At 75.1% G+C, this 19,134-nt stretch carries 22 protein-coding genes; 13 read left to right on the plus strand and 9 right to left on the minus strand.

What is annotated here, in order from left to right:
- Position 1: 1 nt before the first annotated feature.
- Together AB5J54_RS32430 and AB5J54_RS32435 are read left to right on the plus strand one after the other, a co-directional pair.
- Positions 2-1,234 carry an aminotransferase class I/II-fold pyridoxal phosphate-dependent enzyme gene (locus AB5J54_RS32430; RefSeq protein ID WP_369147469.1) on the plus strand — a complete coding sequence of 411 codons (1,233 nt, stop codon included), beginning with the start codon at positions 2-4 and terminating at the stop codon, positions 1,232-1,234.
- Positions 1,235-1,316: 82 nt separating this feature from the next.
- A complete protein-coding gene (locus AB5J54_RS32435) occupies positions 1,317-2,366 on the plus strand; it encodes an MBL fold metallo-hydrolase (protein WP_369147470.1) in 1,050 nt (349 codons plus the stop codon).
- Here the strand turns inward: AB5J54_RS32435 and AB5J54_RS32440 are convergent.
- Entirely contained in the window at positions 2,346-2,987 is a 642-nt protein-coding gene (locus AB5J54_RS32440; protein ID WP_369149528.1) for a DedA family protein, read from the minus strand. The two genes, AB5J54_RS32435 and AB5J54_RS32440, sit on opposite strands and share 21 nt — an antisense overlap.
- 75 nt (positions 2,988-3,062) lie before the next feature.
- On the minus strand, positions 3,063-3,842 hold the full coding sequence (locus AB5J54_RS32445) for an MBL fold metallo-hydrolase (RefSeq protein ID WP_369147471.1): 780 nt from the start codon (positions 3,840-3,842) through the stop codon (positions 3,063-3,065).
- 109 nt (positions 3,843-3,951) lie between these two features.
- On the opposite strand from AB5J54_RS32445, the gene AB5J54_RS32450 reads away from it, so the two are divergent.
- The 5 genes from AB5J54_RS32450 to AB5J54_RS32470 all read left to right on the plus strand — a co-directional run bounded on the left by AB5J54_RS32450 (position 3,952) and on the right by AB5J54_RS32470 (position 8,851).
- On the plus strand, positions 3,952-4,356 hold the full coding sequence (locus AB5J54_RS32450; protein ID WP_365221420.1) for a hypothetical protein: 405 nt from the start codon (positions 3,952-3,954) through the stop codon (positions 4,354-4,356).
- A gap of 184 nt (positions 4,357-4,540) precedes the next feature.
- Positions 4,541-6,655 (plus strand): phage holin family protein, encoded by a 2,115-nt coding sequence (locus AB5J54_RS32455; protein ID WP_369149530.1) that lies wholly within the window; start codon positions 4,541-4,543, stop codon positions 6,653-6,655.
- Positions 6,656-6,721: 66 nt separating this feature from the next.
- Positions 6,722-8,140 carry an amino acid permease gene (locus AB5J54_RS32460; RefSeq protein ID WP_369147472.1) on the plus strand — a complete coding sequence of 473 codons (1,419 nt, stop codon included), beginning with the start codon at positions 6,722-6,724 and terminating at the stop codon, positions 8,138-8,140.
- Between the two features lie 101 nt (positions 8,141-8,241).
- Positions 8,242-8,619 carry a hypothetical protein gene (locus AB5J54_RS32465; protein ID WP_369147473.1) on the plus strand — a complete coding sequence of 126 codons (378 nt, stop codon included), beginning with the start codon at positions 8,242-8,244 and terminating at the stop codon, positions 8,617-8,619.
- A gap of 58 nt (positions 8,620-8,677) precedes the next feature.
- Positions 8,678-8,851, plus strand: a complete 174-nt coding sequence (locus tag AB5J54_RS32470; protein WP_369147474.1) for a hypothetical protein — start codon at positions 8,678-8,680, stop codon at positions 8,849-8,851.
- A 48-nt stretch (positions 8,852-8,899) separates the two neighbouring features.
- Here the strand turns inward: AB5J54_RS32470 and AB5J54_RS32475 are convergent, their stop codons facing one another.
- Complete coding sequence (locus tag AB5J54_RS32475) at positions 8,900-9,649, minus strand: IclR family transcriptional regulator (protein ID WP_369147475.1); 750 nt, start codon at positions 9,647-9,649, stop codon at positions 8,900-8,902.
- A gap of 191 nt (positions 9,650-9,840) precedes the next feature.
- Entirely contained in the window at positions 9,841-11,046 is a 1,206-nt protein-coding gene (locus tag AB5J54_RS32480; RefSeq protein WP_369147476.1) for a low temperature requirement protein A, read from the minus strand.
- A 263-nt stretch (positions 11,047-11,309) separates the two neighbouring features.
- Between AB5J54_RS32480 and AB5J54_RS32485 the strand changes: the two genes are divergently transcribed.
- Positions 11,310-11,735: a hypothetical protein gene (locus tag AB5J54_RS32485; RefSeq protein WP_369147477.1), complete on the plus strand. Its 426-nt coding sequence runs from the start codon at positions 11,310-11,312 to the stop codon at positions 11,733-11,735.
- A gap of 3 nt (positions 11,736-11,738) precedes the next feature.
- Here AB5J54_RS32485 and AB5J54_RS32490 read toward each other — a convergent pair whose 3' ends face one another.
- The gene (locus tag AB5J54_RS32490) at positions 11,739-12,560 is read right to left on the minus strand and encodes a helix-turn-helix domain-containing protein (protein ID WP_369147478.1); all 822 of its coding nucleotides are present in this window, start codon (positions 12,558-12,560) and stop codon (positions 11,739-11,741) included.
- Between the two features lie 101 nt (positions 12,561-12,661).
- On the opposite strand from AB5J54_RS32490, the gene AB5J54_RS32495 reads away from it, so the two are divergent.
- Both AB5J54_RS32495 and AB5J54_RS32500 read left to right on the plus strand, forming a co-directional pair.
- Entirely contained in the window at positions 12,662-12,967 is a 306-nt protein-coding gene (locus tag AB5J54_RS32495) for a 4a-hydroxytetrahydrobiopterin dehydratase (protein ID WP_369147479.1), read from the plus strand.
- A gap of 21 nt (positions 12,968-12,988) precedes the next feature.
- Complete coding sequence (locus tag AB5J54_RS32500) at positions 12,989-13,735, plus strand: class I SAM-dependent methyltransferase (protein WP_369147480.1); 747 nt, start codon at positions 12,989-12,991, stop codon at positions 13,733-13,735.
- Here AB5J54_RS32500 and AB5J54_RS32505 read toward each other — a convergent pair.
- Positions 13,722-14,180: a hypothetical protein gene (locus AB5J54_RS32505; RefSeq protein WP_369147481.1), complete on the minus strand. Its 459-nt coding sequence runs from the start codon at positions 14,178-14,180 to the stop codon at positions 13,722-13,724. The genes AB5J54_RS32500 and AB5J54_RS32505 overlap by 14 nt on opposite strands.
- A complete protein-coding gene (locus tag AB5J54_RS32510; protein WP_369147482.1) occupies positions 14,177-14,656 on the minus strand; it encodes a hypothetical protein in 480 nt (159 codons plus the stop codon). The genes AB5J54_RS32505 and AB5J54_RS32510 overlap by 4 nt, the downstream gene beginning before the upstream one ends.
- Before the next feature lie 39 nt (positions 14,657-14,695).
- Here AB5J54_RS32510 and AB5J54_RS32515 point away from each other — a divergent pair, with 39 nt between their 5' ends.
- Positions 14,696-15,646, plus strand: a complete 951-nt coding sequence (locus AB5J54_RS32515) for a helix-turn-helix transcriptional regulator (RefSeq protein WP_369147483.1) — start codon at positions 14,696-14,698, stop codon at positions 15,644-15,646.
- A 23-nt stretch (positions 15,647-15,669) separates the two neighbouring features.
- Here the strand turns inward: AB5J54_RS32515 and AB5J54_RS32520 are convergent, their stop codons facing one another.
- Positions 15,670-16,515, minus strand: coding sequence for an NmrA family transcriptional regulator (locus AB5J54_RS32520; RefSeq protein ID WP_369147484.1), 846 nt, complete (start codon positions 16,513-16,515; stop codon positions 15,670-15,672).
- Positions 16,516-16,614: 99 nt separating this feature from the next.
- On the opposite strand from AB5J54_RS32520, the gene AB5J54_RS32525 reads away from it, so the two are divergent.
- Positions 16,615-17,547, plus strand: a complete 933-nt coding sequence (locus AB5J54_RS32525; RefSeq protein ID WP_369147485.1) for a cupin domain-containing protein — start codon at positions 16,615-16,617, stop codon at positions 17,545-17,547.
- A 161-nt stretch (positions 17,548-17,708) separates the two neighbouring features.
- Positions 17,709-18,623 (plus strand): trans-aconitate 2-methyltransferase, encoded by a 915-nt coding sequence (locus AB5J54_RS32530; RefSeq protein WP_369147486.1) that lies wholly within the window; start codon positions 17,709-17,711, stop codon positions 18,621-18,623.
- A gap of 18 nt (positions 18,624-18,641) precedes the next feature.
- On the opposite strand, the gene AB5J54_RS32535 is transcribed toward AB5J54_RS32530, so the two are convergent.
- Positions 18,642-19,106 (minus strand): RICIN domain-containing protein, encoded by a 465-nt coding sequence (locus AB5J54_RS32535; protein ID WP_369147487.1) that lies wholly within the window; start codon positions 19,104-19,106, stop codon positions 18,642-18,644.
- Positions 19,107-19,134 lie beyond the last annotated feature (28 nt).

Genomic DNA, 19,134 nt, shown 5'->3' on the forward strand with positions numbered 1-19,134 from the left:
CATGCGGCAGACGGCTCCGGAAGGCCGCGGCCCGGTGCGCTACGGACCACCCGCACCCGACAGCGGCCTCCCCGTCCTGCCCGGACTCGCCGGGCTCCTCGCCGCGGCCGCCGGACGCGCCACCCCCGAGCCGCCCGGCGGCGGGCCCGTCCTGCGCGAGGCCGCCGCCGGCTACTGGTGGCGCCGCGGCCTGCGCACCCACCCCGAGGACGTCGCCGCCGCCCCCGGCGCCCCCGCCCTCCTGCTCGCCCTGATCGCCGCCCACGGCGGCGACCTCCTGCTGCCCCGCCCCTGCCCCGCCTGGTGGACCCCGCAGGCCCGCCTCCTCGGCCGGCCCGCCTACCACGTGCCCACGCCCGCCGAGGCCGGCGGCGTCCCCGACCCGTACGCCCTCCTGGAGACCGTCCGGCGGATCCGCGCCGAGGGCGGCGACCCCCGCGTCCTGCTGCTCTCCGTCGCCGACGACCCCACCGCCACCGTCGCCCCGCCCGAACTCGTCCGCGAGGCCTGCGAGGCCGCCGTCGCCGAGGGCCTCCACGTCATCAGCGACGAGACCTGGCGCGACACCCTCCACCACCCGCACGACACCATGCTGCTCAGCCCCGCCGAGATGTGCCCCGACGACGTCACCGTCCTCACCGACCTCGGCGGCGCCCTCACCCCCGCCGCCTGGCCCTGTGCCGTCGCCCGCTTCCCGCCCACCGACCCGTCCCGCGCCGACCGCTGGACCGACCCCAGGGCCCGCGTCCTCGACGTGCTCACCGCCGTCGGCGCCCTCGTCCCCGGGCCCGTCGCCCCCGCCATGGCCCACGCCCTCGACGAACCCGAGGACGTCGCCGTGAGGGCCCGGCGCGCCGCCACCGTCCACGGACTGCTCGCCACGGCCGCGTACCGCGCCGTCCTCGACGCCGGAGCCCTCGCCCGGCCCCCGCAGGCCGGCCGCCACCTCTACGCCGACCTCGGCCCGCTGCGCGCCGGGCTCGCCGCCCGGGGCGTCACCGACTCCCTGGAACTGGAGAGCCACCTCACCGAGCGGCTCGGCGCCCCGGCGACCGGCGGCCACCGCTTCGGCGACGAACTCGGCGCCCTGCGCGTCCGGTTCGGCACCGGCATGTTCCTCGGCGGCACCGAGGAGGAACGCGCCGAGACCCTCGGAGCGCCCGAACCCGTGGAACTACCCCATGTGGCCCGGGCGTTGGAGGAGTTCGGGAGAGCCCTGGAGGAACTCCGATGACGGCGAAGAGGCACGCTTTCCCTCGCCGCCGTCCCACGACCCCTCCCCGCAGCGTCGCGCACGAGCGGAACGGAGCCCGCAGATGACCGAACGGACGGCACCCCCCGCCCGGGCCGGACAGGCCCCGTACCCCGGCCGGGTCGCGCCCCCCGCCCCCGCGCCCACGCCCGTCCTCCAGCCCCTCGGACGGCTGCGCCAGGACTGGCCGCGCACCTTCGCCGACCGGCTCACCGCACCCCTCCCCGGCGTCCGGGCCCTGGCCCGCCTCGCCCGCGAAGGAGCCGTACGCCCGCGCGCCGAGGGCCTCCGCGACATCCCCCTGCTGCCCTTCGAGCCCGGCCCGCTGCCGCCCGCCGGACCCGAGACCCTCGCCGTCACCTGGGCCGGGCACGCCAGCTGGATCCTGCGCGTCGGCGGACTCACCGTCCTCACCGACCCCGTCTGGTCCCGCCGCATCTTCGGCACACCGGCCCGGCTCACCCCCGTCGGGGTCCGCTGGGAGGACCTGCCGCCCGTCGACGCCGTGGTCATCAGCCACAACCACTTCGACCACCTCGACGGCCCCACCCTCAAACGGCTGCCCCGGCACACCCCGCTCTTCGTCCCGGCCGGACTCGGCCGCTGGTTCACCCGCCGCCGGTTCAGCCGCGTCACCGAGCTCGACTGGTGGGAGGCCGCCGAACTCGACGGCGTCCGCTTCGACTTCGTCCCCGCGCACCACTGGTCCAAGCGCACCCTCCTGGACACCTGCCGCTCCCTGTGGGGCGGCTGGGTGCTCACCGACCGGGCAGGGCGCCGCGTCCACTTCGCCGGGGACAGCGGATACGGCCACTGGTTCGCCGAGATCGGCCGCCGCTACCCCGGCATCGACCTGGCGCTGCTCCCGATCGGCGCGTACGACCCCCGCTGGTGGCTCAGCGACGTCCACACCGACCCCGAGGAGGCGGTCCGCGCCCACCAGGACCTCGGCGCGCGGCGGATGGCGCCCATGCACTGGGCCACGTTCGTGCTCTCCTCCGAGCCGGTCCTCGAACCCCTCACCCGGGTCAGGGCCGCCTGGGAGAAGGCCGGCCTGTCCCGCGAGGACCTGTGGGACCTGCCGGTCGGCGCCTCACGGGTGCTCGTTCCCTGACGGCGCCTCCCGAGGTGTCCCGCGGAGCCGCCGCCACAGCGCCGGGACCGCGCTGAGCAGCACCGTCAGACCCACCGCCGCGACCACTCCCTGCCAGGGCTCGGGGAAGAGCGAGCCGCCCAGGATCCCGATCAGCTGGTACGTCGCCGCCCACGCCAGGCACGCCGCCGCGTCCCCCCGGACGAAGCGGCGCAGCGGCATCCCGGCGAGCAGACACGCCAGCATCACCGGGATCCGGCCGGCCGGCACGAGCCGGGACAGCACGAGCACCGACACCTGGTGCGTGTCGAGCCGTTCCTGCGCGTGCGCGAGACGGTCCGGCGTCACCCGGGACCGCAGGGCGGCGAGCCACCGCGAGCCGTTGCGGGAACGGACCCCGCGCTGCCCGAGCCAGTAGAGCGCGGTGTCGCCGAGCAGCGCGGCGAGCGCCGACACCAGGAAGACGAAGAGCAGCGAGAACGGCGAGGACTGGTGGAAGGCGACCACCGCCGCCGAACTGACGATCGCGCCCGTCGGCACGACCGGCACCAGCGCGCCGAGCGCCACGAGCAGGAACAGCGAGGGATAGCCGACCGCCTGCTGCGTCGACTCCGGCGGCAGCTCGCGCACCGCCGTGACCATGCCGGTGAGACCACCGATCACCGGGCGACCTCCAACGGTTCTTCCGTCACCGGGCGACCTCCAGCGGTTCCTCCGTCACCGCGCGACCTCCGGCCGCACCCGGTCGCCGTGGCCGAGGAGGTGGACCGCCACCTTCGGCGCGAGCCGGGCCGCGTGCCGGACGAACTCGTCGCCCGGCGCGTGGAACTCGTGCGGCCGCACCCCGTCGAGCCCGATCGGCCAGTACGTGCCGAAGTGCACCGGCACCGCCGCCGCCGGCGAGAGCGCGGCGAGCGCCTCGGCCGCCCGCCCCGCGTCCAGATGACCGTGCCCGAGGAACGGCCCCCAGCCGCCGACCGGCAGCAGGGCCACGTCCACCGGGCCCACCGCGTCCGCCATGCCGTCGAAGAGACCGGTGTCCCCGGCGAAGTACGTCCGCGCCTCGCCCTCCACGACGTACCCGAGCGCGGGGGAGCGGTGCGGCCCGACCGGGAGCCGCCGCCCGTCGTGGAGCGCCGGCACGGCCCGTACGGTCACGCCCTCCACCGTCACCGCGTCGCCCGGCTCCACCTCGGTCAGCCGCAGCCCGTGCCGGTCGAGCCGGCGAAGACCCGGTACGGCGGCGGGCGCGCCGCGCGGCACGAGGATCCGCGTCCCCGGCGGGAGCTGCGCGAGGGAGGAGAGATGGAGGTGGTCGGCGTGCAGGTGCGAGACGAGGACGGCCTCGGCCCGGGCGGCCTCGGGCGGCGGCAGGGCGCCGCGCCGCCGGCGCAGATGGGCGAGCCGCCGCGCGAACAGCGGATCGGTGAGGAACCGGACCCCGGAGTCCTCGACCGTGCAGGTCGCGTGACCCCACCAGGTGACCTCCACCGGCATGCCGCCCTTCTGCTCCGCGTCGTCCGTGCTCGTTCCGTAACGAGAGTAAATGTCCGGAGCATGCTCCGGAGGATGTTCGGGCATCACCTTCCGGCAGTAGGGTCGGCCCATGGACGACGTTCGGGTGGCGGCGATCGCCAGCCTCACCCCGCTCGAAGAGCTGGACAGCGACCCCTTCCTTGTCGACACGCGCGGCCAGCACGCGGTGTGCGCCCGCTGGGCGGACGACAAGGGGTACGTGCTCGCCCGCCAGCTGTTCTGTTACGGAATCCGCCCGGACCACGCGGAGCTCTGGGCCGACGTGGAGGCCGGGACGGTGGACCTCTTCGTGGCCCCCAGCGAGCGGGTCCTCGCCCGCGCGCTGACCTCGGTGCCCGGCTTCCGCGCCGAGTGCGAGCGGCGCGGTGTGCGGGTGGAGACCGTCGGACTTGACGAACCCCCGTACGACACGGCGGCGAAGGCCGGGGTGCACCGGCGGCTGTCGATGCCCACCGCCGGGTACGACGGCTCCTGAGGCTCCGTCGCCACCGACGGCTCCCGGGGCCCCGCCCGTACGCCCCACGCCCTTCCCGCCCGCCCGATCGCGGCCGTTGTGCCACGCTTGAGGCAGGAAACGGGCGAAAGGTGAAGCGGGCGTGGGTGACGGGCGATGGGGTGGCGCCGACCGCTGGCGGTCCGCGGGCAGAGCGGTGTGGCGGATGGTCGCGGTGTGGGCGGTGTCCACGCTCACGATGCTCGTCCTCGCCGGGCTGCTCCCCGACTTCCAGCTCCAGTCCGCCGACGGCGACAGCTTCACGCGAACCGCCCTCACCGCCGCCACGGCCGCGGGCGCCTTCGGTCTGCTCGGCGCGCTCGTCTGGCCGGTGATCGTGCGGGCCCTGCTGCTCGTCCCGGCACTCGTCCTCGGCCTGCTCGTCTTCTTCCTCAACGGCTCGCTGCTGCTCGTCGCGCTGTGGCTGATCCCCGACGGGCGCGGCGCCGCCGACCCCGAGACCGCCGTCGTGGTCGCCGCCGTCATGTCCGCCGTCGCCTCCGGCACCTCCACGGCCCTCGCCGTCCGCGACGACGACGCCTACCGGCGCCGGCTCTACCGGCTCACCGGCCGCACCCGCCCCCGTGACCCGGTCGACCTGGCGGGGGCGGTGCCCGGCACGGTCTTCCTCCAGCTCGACGGCGTCGGCCACCACGTGCTGCGCGGCGCCGTCGCCGACGGCCTCATGCCGACCGTCGCGGGCTGGCTGGACGCCGGCCACCGGCTCACCCCCTGGCGCACCGACTGGTCCAGCCAGACCGGCGCCAGCCAGCTCGGCATCCTGCACGGCTCCAACGAGGACGTGCCCGCCTTCCGCTGGTACGAGAAGGACACCGGCCGGCTCATGGTGTCGAACCGCCCGGCGAGCGCGGTCGAGCTCCAGCGGCGGGCCGTGCGCCGCACCGGGGACGCCGGTCTGCTCACCGTCGACGGGGCCTCCCGGGGCAACCTCTTCAGCGGCGGCGCCGACCAGCTCGCCCTCGTCCTGTCGATGGCGGCCCGCCGGGGCCGCCGCAACCGCTCCCGGGCCGGCTACTTCGCGTACTTCTCCGACCCGGCCAACGCCGTCCGCACCGCCGGATCGCTCGTCACCGAGTGCGTCCGGGAGATGTACCAGTCGACGCGGGCACGGCTGCGCCGGGAGACCCCGAGGGTCTCGCGCGGCGGCACGTACCCCTTCGTCCGGGCCTTCGCGACGGTCGTCGAGCGGGACGTCGTGGTCTCCGCCGTGATGGGGGACATGCTGGCCGGCCGGACCGCGGTCTACGCCGATCTCGTCGCGTACGACGAGGTGGCGCACCACTCGGGACCGCACGGCCGCGACACGGACCAGGTCCTGAAGCGCCTCGACCGGGCGATCGCGCTCATCGAGACCGTCGCCGAGCACGCCCCGCGCCCGTACCGGATCGTCCTCCTCTCCGACCACGGGCAGTCCCCGGGCGAGACCTTCGCGTCGGCGTACGGTCTGACGCTCAAGGAACTCGTACGGGCCGGGTGCGGGCTCCCGGTGCCGCGCCGGGTGCGGCGGACCCGGTGGGGGCACCCCCGGACGGAGTCCGGGGGAGCTTCGGAGGCGCGGGACGCGGCCAGGGACGCGCTGCGCAGCGCCCTGCACCGGCCGGTGGACGAGAACGGCGAGACGGCGCGGGAGCTGCCCGCCCGGCTCTCCGAGCCGGTGGTCCTCGCCTCGGGGAACCTCGGTCTGGTCTCCTTCCCCGATGTGCCGCACCGGATGACCCGGGAGGAGATCGACCGCCGCCATCCGGCGCTGCTGCGGACCCTGGCGCACCATCCGGGAGTCGGTTTCGTGCTCGTGGCGAGCGCCGAGCACGGTTCGGTGGTGCTCGCCCGCGACGGGGTGGAGGTGCCGGTCGCCGAGCTCGCGGACGACGGGCCGCTCGCCGTCTTCGGGCGGGGCGCGGCGCGGGCGGTGCGGCGCACGGACGGCTTCCCGCACGTCGCGGACATCATGGTCAACTCCATGTACGACCCGGCGACGGGCAGCGTGCACGCCTTCGAGGAGCAGATCGGCTCGCACGGCGGTCTCGGCGGCGAGCAGTCGCACGCCTTCCTGCTCTCGCCGCCGGACCTCTCGCCGCCGGTGGGGGAGGGGGAGGAGCTGGTGGGGGCGGAGCAGGTGCACCGGGTGCTGCGGCGCTGGCTGCGCGAGTCCTCGGGTCCCCAGGTGCCGCTGGGGCCCCGGGAGATTTCCTCGTCCACGGGCGCATCGGAATCACTTCTTCCGGTTGATGACCCGGTCACGCAGGACAAAAACCGCTGATTTGGACGCCTGTTCGCCGTTACCGGACGATGGTCCGGATTTGCACGACGGAAGGCGCACCACCCCATGAGCACGGCCACCACAACTCCACAGCGGGACACGGCACAGCACGAGAGCACCCGGCCGGAGGAGGGCGCCCGGCACGAGGAGGGCCCCCGGCCGGAGGAGGGCACCCGGCACGCCCGCCGCTTCGGACTCCCCATCGCGACCGCCCTGGTCATGGGCAACATCATCGGCGGCGGCATCTTCCTGCTGCCGGCCTCCGTCGCCCCGTACGGCACCCTCAGCCTCGTCGCCTTCGGCGTCCTCACCCTCGGCGCGATCGCCCTCGCCCTCGTCTTCGGCCGGCTCGCCCACCGCCTGCCGCAGACCGGCGGACCCTACGTGTACGCCCGCGCCGCCTTCGGCGACTTCGCCGGCTTCCTCGCCGCCTGGTCGTACTGGATCACCGCCTGGGTCTCCAACGCCGCCCTCGCCGTCGCCGCCGTCGGCTACCTCGACGTCCTCGTGCCCGTCCACGCGTCCAAGCCCGCCACCATCGCCGCCGCCCTGGCCTTCCAGTGGCTGCCCGCGCTCGCCAACCTGGCCGGCACCCGGTACGTCGGCGCCGTGCAGCTCGTCGCGACCGTCCTCAAGTTCGTCCCGCTGATCCTGGTCGCCGTCGGCGGCCTGTTCTTCTTCGACAGCGCCAACCTCGGGCCCTTCCACCCGAGCGAGGGCAGCGCGCTCGGCGCGGTCTCCGCCTCCGCCGCGATCCTGCTCTTCAGCTACCTCGGCGTCGAGTCCGCCGCCGTCAGTGCCGGCGAGGTCCGCGACCCCCGCCGCAACGTCGGCCGCGCCACCGTCCTCGGCACCCTCGGCGCCGCCGCGGTCTACCTGCTCGGCACCCTCTCCGTCTTCGGCACCGTCGCCCACGACAAGCTCGTCGCCTCCACCGCGCCCTTCTCCGACGCCGTGAACGCCATGTTCGGCGGCTCCTGGGGCGGCGCCGCCGTCGCCTGCATGGCCATGGTCTCCATGCTCGGCGCCCTCAACGGCTGGACCCTGCTCAGCGCCCAGGCCCCCTACGCGGCCGCCCGCGACGGACTCTTCCCCAAGGTCTTCACCGTCAAGCGGCGCGGCGTGCCGACCGTCGGCGTCCTCGTCACCGTCGTCCTCGCCTCGTTCCTGACGGTCTACAACTACACCGCCGGCACGAAGGGCGTCTTCGAGATCCTCGTCCTCGTCACCACCTTCACCGCCACCGTGCCCTACCTGCTGTCCACCGCCGCCCAGATCTACTTCCTGCTCTCCGGGCAGTCCGAGAAGGTGTCCCGGGCCCGGCTCGCCCGCGACGGCGTCCTCGCCCTCGCCGCCTTCGGCTTCTCCCTCTGGCTCGTCGCCGGCTCCGGCTACGCCGCCGTCTACCAGGGCGTCCTCTTCCTCTTCGTGGGCGTCCTCGTGTACGCGTGGATGGCGGCCCGCAAGCAGCGCGCCACGGCCTGACGGCCAGGGCGGTGAATCCGGGGGTCCGCGCGTAGGCCGCCCGGGCGGATCTCGGACCGGGGACGCCGTACTCCTCGTACGGCGGGGCAGTACGGATCTCCGTGAGCCCCGCGCGCCAGACGCCCGCCGCGCCCGCCACCCCGGCGGGGCACCGGGCGCGCCCGGACCGGGACCGACACCGGTGGATCGCGCTCCTCCTCGTCCTCGCCGCGCTGCTCGGCACCGGGGCCGCCGCCGCGCTCCCCGTCGCCGAGACGCGCGCCGCGGCCGCCGCCCCGGCCTCGGACCCGGGCGGCGAGACCCACGACCAGGCCGCCACCGAGGCCGGACTGCCCGGCCGGACCCGGCGGGCCGGCACGGGCCCGCGCCCCGCCGTGCCCGTGCCCCGGCCCGCCGGCCCCCGCCGGGCCCGCGTGCCCGCCCCCGTACCCGCCCCGCGCGACGACGACGCGCTCCGGTGCGTGGTGATGCGCTGCTGAGAGGCCCCGCCTCCCCCCCGCAGTCCCCCATCACCCCCGTACCACGAGGAGCTCCGTCATGCCCGTCGACCCGTACGCCGTCCTCCAGGCCCTGCTGCGCGCCGAGGCCTCCCGCGCCCGGCGCACCGAACGCGCCACCGCCCCCGAGCCCGGCACCCCCGCACCCGCGCCGGTGCCCGAGCCGCCCGCCCGCCGGGAGGACGGCCTCCGCCGGGAACGCCCCCTGGGCTGACCCCCGCCACCGGCCTCCCGGGGCCCACCTCCGGGAGGCCGACGGACGTCAGGTCAGCACCGTGAAGGCATGGGCCGTCAACGCCCGTTCGAGCCGGGCGCGCAGCCGCAGCGCCGTCTCCTCAAGACGGTCCTCCTCGTCCACCGGCAGCGAGAACCCCACCGCCGAGTGGACCCCGCCGACCGTGATCGGCACGGCCCCGCACACCGTGCCGAGCATGTACTCCTCCCGCTCGACCACCGGCACGCCCGGGCGGAACCCGGCCAGCCTGCGCATGAGCGCCTCCTCGTCCAGGACCGTCCTCGGCGTCAGCCGGCTCACCGGCCGCCGCGCCAGATACGCCCGGCGGGCCTCCGGGTCCAGCTGGGCGAGGAGACACTGCCCGAGCGCGTGGGCGTGCGCGGTGGCGCGGAACTCCGCCCACTCCTCGGGGACCGGGCGCCCCGGGACGTCCACACCCATGACGACCTCCACCTCGCCGTCGTCCAAGACCGCGTAGTAGACGGGCGCGTCGAGCTCCTCGCCCAGCGTCCGCAGCCAGTCCGGCAGCCGGGCGCCGTGTCCGGGCTCCTGCCCGGCGAGCCGCGGCGCGGCGGGCCCGAGCCGGAACGCCCCGCGCTCATGGCGCAGATGGCCGTCGTGGACGAGGGTGCGCAGCAGGTGGTACGTGGTGGCCAGGGGCAGCCCGGCCATCCGTGAGAGGCGCTTGGCGGTGAGTTCGCCGTGCTCGGCGACGAGTTCGAGCAGAGCCAGCGCGCGACGGACGGAACCTATGAGAGTGGGGCTGGTGGGGGCCATGGGGCCAGTTTGACGAGCTGGCTGCGCCCGCGCGCCCATCTTCTGGATCTTGTACGTTCACCCGGCTCCGTGCCCGGCGAACCGTCACGATCCTCCAGCCCGAGCCCTGTGACCTGCGCTTGAGGCCCGGGCCGGGCGGTCCGGCCCTCCCCGCTCCGGCCTCCGGCCCTCCCCGCCCGGCCGCGCCCGCCTCAGGCCGCCTGCGCCTCGGGCGACCGGCCCGTGCCCCGCCTCGTGTGCAGGCTCACCAGGACCGTCGCCGTCAAGGCCAGGACCACGAGGGCCACCAGGGCCGGGACCAGGCTCACCAGCGGGCCCGCCGCCAGGCAGCACACCCCGCCCACGGCCAGGGCGGTCGGCCGCCGGCCCGAGGTGCGCAGCACGATCGCGGCGGCGCCCAGCAGATAGACACCGACACCCCCGGTCAGCGACCAGGCCACGGCGCCGTGCAGCGGCTCGGCCAGGTCGTAGTGCGCGCTGTCGGCGACCTGCTGGAGGACCTTCTTCATCCCGAGCGCGCAGAGCACGACGCCCGCGACCAGCGGCAGGTGCAGGAAGGTGTAGACGTCCCGCGCGAAGCGGGTGCGCTCGTCGCCGTCGAGCCCGGTGAGACGGTGCTCGGCGGCCTCGCCGAGCTGCCGGAAGTACAGCCGCCACAGCCCCGCCGAGAGCAGCAGCCCCGCGGCCGAGGCGCCGAGCACCGCGGAGGAGAGCGGGCGCTCGGCCACACCGACGCCCATCGCCACGATGGACTCGCCCAGGGCGATGATCACGATCAGACCGTGGCGCTCGGCGAAGTGCCCGGGGGAGTTGACCCGCCAGCCGGAGGAACCGGTGACGTAGATCCCGCCGTAGTCGACGGCCACCGCACCCAGCCACCACAGGAGCTGGACCCGCCCGTCGTACGCGCAGCCGATGAGCAGCAGCACCAGCGGCGGCAGCACGGACGCCATGGCCGTGCGCCGCAGGGTGGCCCGCAGCGCGGCGTCCCCAGGGCTGGAGAGCCAGTACGAGGCCAGGTGCAGGGTGCGCACCGCGCCGTAGCAGAGCACGAACACCAACGGCTCCGAGAGCCCGCCCGGCGTGTCCGTGAAGACCCTGGGCACGGCGAGGGACACGATCAGGACGACGGCCATCACGGTGACGAGGACGCCGAACAGGGCGCCGGAATCGGCCCGTACGACATTGCCCAGCCAGGCGAAGGCGCACCAGCACCACCACAGCAGCGCGAGCACGACCATCGCGCCCACCATCCGCACCGGCGAGGGCGCGGCCGCCATGAGGGCGGTGACCTGCGTGATCGCATACACGAACACCAGGTCGAAGAAGAGCTCCGCGGGCGTCACCTTGTGATCGTCCCCGGTGGCCACCATGGCCCGTTCCCTGTTCCACGCCATCCGTGATCTCCCCCTCCGGGGCACCGGTTCCGGCCACCCCGGCGCGAAGACTACTCACCCGGGGGCAGCGACGGCACGGCCGCCCGCGGACCGGCACGACCACGACACGGCGTCCGGCTCGACCTCCCGCATTACCTCCGGCGTAATCGACCCCCTCCGCGCCGCCCGGCATGCTCAGGGACACCGGAACCCGGGCGGCGCACTCCGCTCGGGCTCCGGGCCCACCACCAGCACGAACGTCTCCCTCTGGAGGGTGATCCGCCATGTCCCAGGCCCTGCTCGCCGGCCTCGCCCGTACCACCCGGCCCCAGTCCGCGGTGCGCCGCTTCCTCGCCCTCGACGCCGTCGTCACCGGGGCCAACGGGATCGCCTACCTCGCCGCCTCCGGCCCGCTCGGCGAACTCCTCGGCGTCGACGCGGGACTCCTCCTCGAACTCGGCGTCTTCCTCACCGCGTTCGCCGCCGGCGTCGCCTGGCTCGCGAGCCGCCCGCAGCCCCCGGCGCTCGCCGTGAAGCTCGTCGTCGACGCCAACGTCCTCTGGGCCGTCCTCAGCGTCGTCGCCCTCGTCGCCTGGCTGGAGCCGACCACCGCCGGCCTGCTGTGGACCCCGATGCAGGCCGCCACCGTCGCCGGCTTCGCCGCGCTCCAGTGGGCCGCCCTCAGGGCCGCCGCGCCCGCGGCCCGCTGAAGGTCAGGCGCCCGCCGCGGCCGCGGCGAGCGACCGCAGGTACGCGACCGTCTCCGGGTCGGCCGGGAGGAACGTCTCGATGGCCAGCTCGGCGACGGTCACGTCCATCGGCGTGTTGAACGTCGAGATCGACGACACGAACGACAGCACCCGCCCGTCGTGCTCGATCCGCAGCGGCAGCGCGAAGTACGGGTACGGCTCCGCGTCCGGCCGGTCCTCCGGATCGATCCGCTCGGGCAGCGGATACGCCGCCACCTCCTCGTACAGCTCGCGCAGCGGCTCCGAACGGGCCAGCGCGATCTGACGCTCCATCTGGGCCAGGAGGTGGCCCCGCCACTCCCGCAGGTTCCGGATCCGCGGCGCCAGGCCCTCCGGGTGCAGGGTGAGCCGCATCGCGTTCATCGGCGGGGCGAGGAGGTGCTCCGGAATCCCGCCGAGGAGCAGCTCGATCCCCCGGTTCGCCGCCACCACGGTGTACGTACCGTCGACCACGAGCGCCGGATACGGCTCGTACCCGTCGAGCAGCTGCTGGATCCCCCAGCGCAGGGTCTCCAGACGCGGCGCGTCCAGCGGCGACTCCGCGTACCGGGGCGCGTATCCCGCCGCGAGCAGCAGCCCGTTCCGCTCGCGCACCGGCACCTCCAGGTGCTCGGCGAGCTTCAGGACCATCTCCTCGCTCGGCCGGGAACGGCCCGTCTCCACGAAGGAGATGTGCCGCGCCGACGAGTCCGCGCGCAGCGCCAGCTCCAGCTGGCTCAGCCGCCGCTGCTCACGCCATCCGCGCAGCAGCGGCCCCACCCCCGTGTCGCTCACGACAGTTGTCATGGCCAGACGGTATCCCAGAGGGGGACGCCGGGTAGCTTTCCCCCGGGGCCCCTGTCCGTCACCCCGTCACCCCGCAGCACCCGACCGGAGGGAGCACCGCCGTGCCCACACAGCCGCTGTCGCAGAAGGAGATCGAGGACCGCCTGAGGGAGCTCCCCGGCTGGTCCGTCGACGCGGACCGGCTCACCCGGACCTACCGGCTCGGCGACCACTTCGCGGCGACCGCGCTCGTCGTCCACGTGGCCCAGATCCAGCAGGAGCTCGACCACCACTCCGACCTCACCCTCGGCTACAACACGGTCGCCCTCGCCGTGAACACCCACTCCGCGGGCCCCGCCGTCACCGAGAAGGACTTCGAACTCGCCGACCGCGTCGAACGGATCGCCCCCGGCCACGGCGCGAGCTGACGCCTCGTTAGGATCACGGGCATGGCGGAGACCGTGCTCGACTACGAGGCCGAGGCAGCGCACTACGACCGGACCCGCGGCGGGGTGCCCCGCGCCGAGGCGGCCGCCGAGGCCGTCCTGCGGCTCGTCCCGCCCGGCGCCCGCACCCTGCTCGACCTCGCCTGCGGCACCGGCCTCGTCACCGAACGCCTCGCCCGGCCGGGCCTGCGCGTGTACGGGGCCGACGCCGCCCACGCCATGGCGCGGGTCGCCGCCGGCCGGACCCCCGGCCGCGCCGTACGCGCCGACGCCCGGCGGCTGCCGCTGCCCGACGCCTCCCTGGACGCCGTCGCCGCCGTCTGGCTGCTGCACCTCGTGCCCTTCGCGGCGGACATCGTCGCCGAGGCGGCCCGGGTGCTGCGCCCCGGCGGCGTCCTCGTCGTCACCGTCGACAAGGACGCCGCCCACGACGTCGGCAGCGACATCGACGAGGTCCTCCGCCCGTACCGCTCCGCCGACGCCGCCTCCGACCGCGCCGACCTCGTCACCGCGACCGCGGCCGCCCACGGCCTCGACCCCGCCGCCGGCACCCGCTTCACCGGCCACGGACAGGGCAACACCCCGCGCGACACCGTCCGGAAGCTGCGCGCCGGATACTTCGCCTCCTGGTTCGACGGCGACCCCGCGACCGTCGACACGCTCGCGGCCGCGCTGTCCGCGCTCCCGGACCAGGACCGCCCCCGAGCCGACCCCCGTTACCGGCTCGCGAGCTTCGTCAGGCGCGGCTGAACTCCATCACCCAGTTCGTCACCCACGCGTCGGTGCCCGCCATCGCGAACGCCTGCTCCCAGCGGGCCGCGTCCGCCGTGATCCCCGACCACCGGAACCGCACGCGGACGGGCCGCCCCTCGTAGGAGTCGGTGCCGTGGAACTCGCCCGTCCCGTCCGCGGCGAACCGGCCCCGTACCGGCGGATCCAGCCTTCCCGTACGGCTGTTGGACCAGTTCAGCGTCCACTCGCCGGTCTCCGGCTCGTACAGCCGCAGCGTCAGCCCGCTGAACCCCTCCGAGGGGAAGACGATCTCGTCCACGTGCGCCCGGCCGTCCCAGAACAGCGAGCCGGTCGTGTGCCCCTCGAACTCCTTCCACCCGCTCTCCGGGTCGAGGAAGTCGGCGAGGCGGCGGTTGCGGACCCGCCACCGGCCGTCGAGGAAGGCGAACCCGTCGGCGGTCACGCGCGGCCTCCCGTCGTGCCGGAGGGCAGCGCGTCCGCCAGATAGCCGGCCAGATCCGGGCTCCCGGGCGACAGCACGTGCCGTATCCAGGCCCGCCGTTCGTGTTCGAGCGGCGCCAGCTCCCAGACACAGCCGATCCACGAGCGGTCGACCCGGACGAAGTGCGCCGGATCGGTGTCGGGGCAGTCCAGGGCGGGCTGACCGGCCGCCCCGCCGCCGAAGTGCAGCACGTTGTCCCACACCCAGCTGTACGCGTTGAGGTACGCGCCGCTGTCACCGCCCCGGTGCAGCACCACGAAACCCGCCCCCGGGGTGCCGTCCGTCGCCGGGAGCAGCTCCGGAAGCAGCGCGTACGCCGCCTTCTCCACCTCCGGTTCGATGCCCTCGGGGTCGGCCGTGACGTGGTAGCGCTTCAGGTGCCGACCGGCGATCTCGACCGGCGGCAGCGCGAGGAGGTTCTTCTCTGCGAAAGCCATGGCTGGACTGTAGGAACCCTTCACTGACATCTTGTGTCAGTGAAGTCCAGCCGTCTTCTCTCGATCCTCCTGCTGCTCCAGACCGGCGGCCGGATGACCGCCGGCCGGCTCGCCGAGGAGCTCGGGGTCTCCGTCCGCACCGTCTACCGCGACGTCGAGGCCCTGCACGCCGCCGGCGTGCCCCTCTACGGCGACGCCGGGCACCGCGGCGGCTACCGGCTCCTGCCCGGCAGCCGCACCCGCCTCGGCGACCTGTTCGCCCGAGAGGCCGAGGCGCTGGTCCTCGCCGGCATGCCCGGGGCCGCCGAAGGACTCGGACTCGGCCCGCACTTCGCCGACGCCCAGCTGAAACTGCGCGCGGCCCTCCCGGCCGCCCTGCGCGAGCACGTCGACCGGCTGCGGGGCCGCTTCCACATCGACGCCCCCGGCTGGTACGACGAGGGCGACGAGGCCCCGTTCCTGCCCGAGGTCGCCGACGCGGTCCGCACCGGACGGGTCCTGGAGGTCCGCTACCGGCGCTGGAAGGAACCGACGGACGTCGACCGGCGCCTGGAGCCGTACGGTCTCGTCCTCAAGGCCGGCCGCTGGTACCTGATCGCCGGACCCGGACCGCGCACCTACCGCGTCGACCAGATCCTCGCCCTCACCGTCACCGACGAGGAGGCCGCCGTCCCCGAGGACTTCGACCTCGCCGCGCACTGGCGGGCCGGCCAGGAGGACTTCCACCGGCGGCTCCACCAGGGCGATGCCGTCGTACGGATCTCCCCGGGCGGCGCCGCTCGCCTCACCGGCGCCGCCGCCCGGGCACTCGCCGCCACCGGCACCCCCGAACCCGACGGCTGGATCCGCGCCACCCTCCCCGTCGAGACGCCCGAACACGCCCACGACACCTTCCTCGGACTCGGCGCGGAAGTGGAGGTCCTCGCCCCCGAGGACCTCCGCGACCGCATCGCCGCGACCGTACGGACCCTGGCCGCGCGGTACGCCTGAACGCGTACCGCCGGACGGGCCTCTCAGGGCCAGGGCCAGCCCCACACCTCCGCCGCGAACTCGGCGAAGGAACGCGGCTCCCGCCCCAGGACCCGCTTCACCCCGTCCGTCGCCGAGGCGTTGTGCCCGTCGAGGAGCGTCGCGAACAGCGCCGCCAGCCACTCCGCCTCCGGGGCCGGCAGCCCGAACCCGGCGAGCTGACCGGCGTATTCGGCCGCGGACACCGCCTCGTACACCACCGGGCGGCCCGAGGCGCGGGAGATCTCCGCCGCCACCTCCGCGAAGCCCACCGGCCGGGGACCCGTCACCTCGTGCACCCGCCCCGCGTGCCCGTCCGCCGTCAGGGTCTCGACGACGACGTCCGCCAGGTCGTCCGCGTGGATGAACGGCTCGGCCGTGTCCCCGGCCGGGAACACCACCGCCCCCTCCGCGACGCCCTCCGCGAGCAGCCCCTCGGAGAAGTTCTGCGCGAAGAACGAGGCCCGTACGACGGTCAGTTCGGCCCCGGACGCCGCCGCCCGCAGCGCCTCCTCCGCGAGCACCGCCTCCGGCTCCCCGCGCCCGGAGAGCAGGGTGAGCCGCCGGACCCCGTTCTCCACGGCGAGCCGGCCGAAGGCCTCCATCGCCCCGACCGCCCCGGGGGCGGCCAGGTCCGGGTAGTAGGCCACGTACGCGGCGTCCGCGCCCCGCAGCGCGGGCCCCCAGGTCTCCGGGGCCTCCCAGTCGAAGACGGTCGCCCCGCTCCGGGACCCGGCCCTGACGGTCAGGCCGCGGGCGGCAAGACGCTCGGCCACCCGCCGCCCCGTCTTGCCGGTGGCGCTCGTCACCAGGACCGTCGTGTTCTGCGTGTTGTTCGTCTGCGTCGTCATGGCTCAAGACTCCCGCCCCGGGAGCCGCCCGCCCATGCTGCACCGTCTCACCCGCCTACGCCTGCGTCTCAGGCCCGGAACGCCCTACGCTTGCGCCCCATGGACGCACTCGCCGGACTCCTCGACGGGCCACGCGCCAAGGGCGCCTTCCTGCTCCGCATGATCATGGAACCGCCGTGGTCCGTACGCATCGAGGACGAGGCCCCGGTCTGCCTCATGTGCGTCACCGAGGGCGAGGCCTGGATCGTCCCCGGCACCGGCGCACCCGTCCTGCTGCGCCCCGGGGACATCGCCATCGCCCGCGGCCCCGAGCCGTACACCGTCGCCCACACCCCCGACGCCCCGCCCCGCGCCAGGATCGGCCCCGACGGCCGCTGCACCACCCTCACCGGGGAACCGCTCGCCCAGTCCATGCGCCTCGGCGTCCGCACCTGGGGCAACGCCCCGGACGGCGGCACCACCGTCCTCGTCGGCACCTACCTGATGGACGGCGAGGTCGGCCGCAGACTCCTCGACGCCCTGCCCGGCCTGGCGCACCTGCCCGCCGACGTGTGGAACTGCCCCCTCATGCCCTTCCTCGACGAGGAGATCTCCCGCGACGAACCCGGCCAGAGCGTCGTCCTCGACCGGGTCCTCGACCTGCTGCTCATCGCCGCCGTCCGCGCCTGGTTCTCCCGGCCCGGCGCCGAGGCGCCCGCCTGGTACCGCGCGATGGGCGACCCCGTGGTCGGCCGGGCGCTCCGACTGCTCCAGAACGACCCCGCCCACCCGTGGACCGTCGCCTCGCTCGCCACGAAGGCGGGCGTGTCCCGGGCCGCGCTCGCCCGCCGGTTCACCGAACTCGTCGGGGAGCCCCCCATGGCGTACCTCACCGGCTGGCGGCTCGCGCTCGCCGCCGATCTGCTGCGCGAGTCGGACGCCACCGTCGAGTCCGTCGCCCGGCAGGTCGGCTACAGCGGCGCGTTCGCCCTGAGCGCCGCCTTCAAGCGGGTACGGGGCATCAGCCCGCAGGAGCACCGGAGCCGCGACTGACCGATCCACGGGAAGACGCCGGACCGGTCGATGTTGCCGGGCCGGGCGAGGTCGCCGGATCGGTCGCGGCCGCTGGACCCGTCGATGGTGCCGGACCGGTCGATGTTGCCGGACCGGCAACATTTCTCGCGTGCGCGGCCGGCCCGTCGCACCCTGGAGCCATGAGCCAGCATCACGCGTCCCACCACGGCCATCAGCACGGCACCGGTCACGACCGGCGACCCCACGACCACACCCACCTCGACTGGAGCGAGATGGCTCCGCTCCTGGAGCGGCAGGCCGAGATCGCGAGCCCCGCCTACGCGGAGGCCGCCGCCTGGCTGGGCACCCTCGCGCCGGTGCAGGGCGTCCGCCGGATCCTCGACGTCGGCAGCGGTCCCGGCGTGGTGACCAGCCTGCTCGCCGAGGCGTTCCCGGCCGCCGAGGCCGTCGCCGTCGACGGCGCCCCCGAACTCCTCGCCCTGGCCCGGGCCCGCGCCGAGGCCCGTCACCTCGGCGCGAGGGTCTCCACCCTCCACGCCGAACTCCCGGAAGCCATCGGCACCCTGGGGCAGGCCGACCTCATCTGGGCGGGCAACTCCCTGCACCACATGGGCGACCAGAGCGCCGCGCTCGCGGAGTTCGCCGGCATCCTGAACCCCGGCGGGCTGATCGTCCTCGTCGAGGGCGGGCTGCCCCGGCGGCACCTGCCCCAGAACATCGGGATCGGCCGGCCCGGTCTCGAGGCCCGCCTCGACGCCGTCCACGCCGACTGGTTCGGCGAGATGCGCGCCGAACTGCCCGGGGCCAAGGACGAGCCGGACGACTGGCGGGCCCTGCTCACCGGCGCCGGTCTCACCCCGTCCGGCACCCGCACGTTCCTCGTGGACGTCCCCGCGCCCGTGTCACCGGCCGTCCGGGAGCTGGCCCTCGCCCACTACGAGCGCCTGCGGGACGGCCTGGCCGCGCGGATCGACGCCGACGACAAGGAGACCCTCGACCGGCTGCTCGACCCGGCCGACGCACTGTCCCTGCACCACCGCACGGACCTGTTCCACCTCACCGCCCACACCGTGCACACCGCCCGCAAGGGCTGAGCCCGCACAGGGCCCGGGTCAGGACACCGGCTCAAGCCGCCACCACTGGAACGGCGAGTCGGTGTCCTCCCACTGCCGGATGCTCCCCCCGTCCTCCTTCGACGCGTCGGCGACCTCCAGGAAGAGGCCGCTGACGAAGCTCACCAGGGCCACCGTCCCCGGCGACTGGAGGTCCTGCTCGATGATCCACTCCTGCGCGCCGAAGTTGTTGGGCCTCCACTGCTGGATGCCGGCGCCGTTCTCCGTGGAGGCGTTCGCCACGTCGAGCCGTTTGCCGCTGGCCGCGTTGACCAGGTGGTAGAGCCCGCCGCCGTTCGGCACGGACGCGATGTGCCAGTGCTGTCCGGGAGTTCCGTTCCCGGTGCCCTGCTGCACCTTCGCGCCGCTGCGGCTCGACCCCTCGTACACCTCCAGGAGCAGCCCGCTGGCCACGTTCCGCACCCGGTAGAGGCCCTCCTCGACGGGCTCCGGGGCACCGCTCACCGTACCGACTCCTTCTCCTCGCCGGGCA

The organism is Streptomyces sp. R44, from assembly GCF_041053105.1.
Lineage (GTDB): Bacteria > Actinomycetota > Actinomycetes > Streptomycetales > Streptomycetaceae > Streptomyces.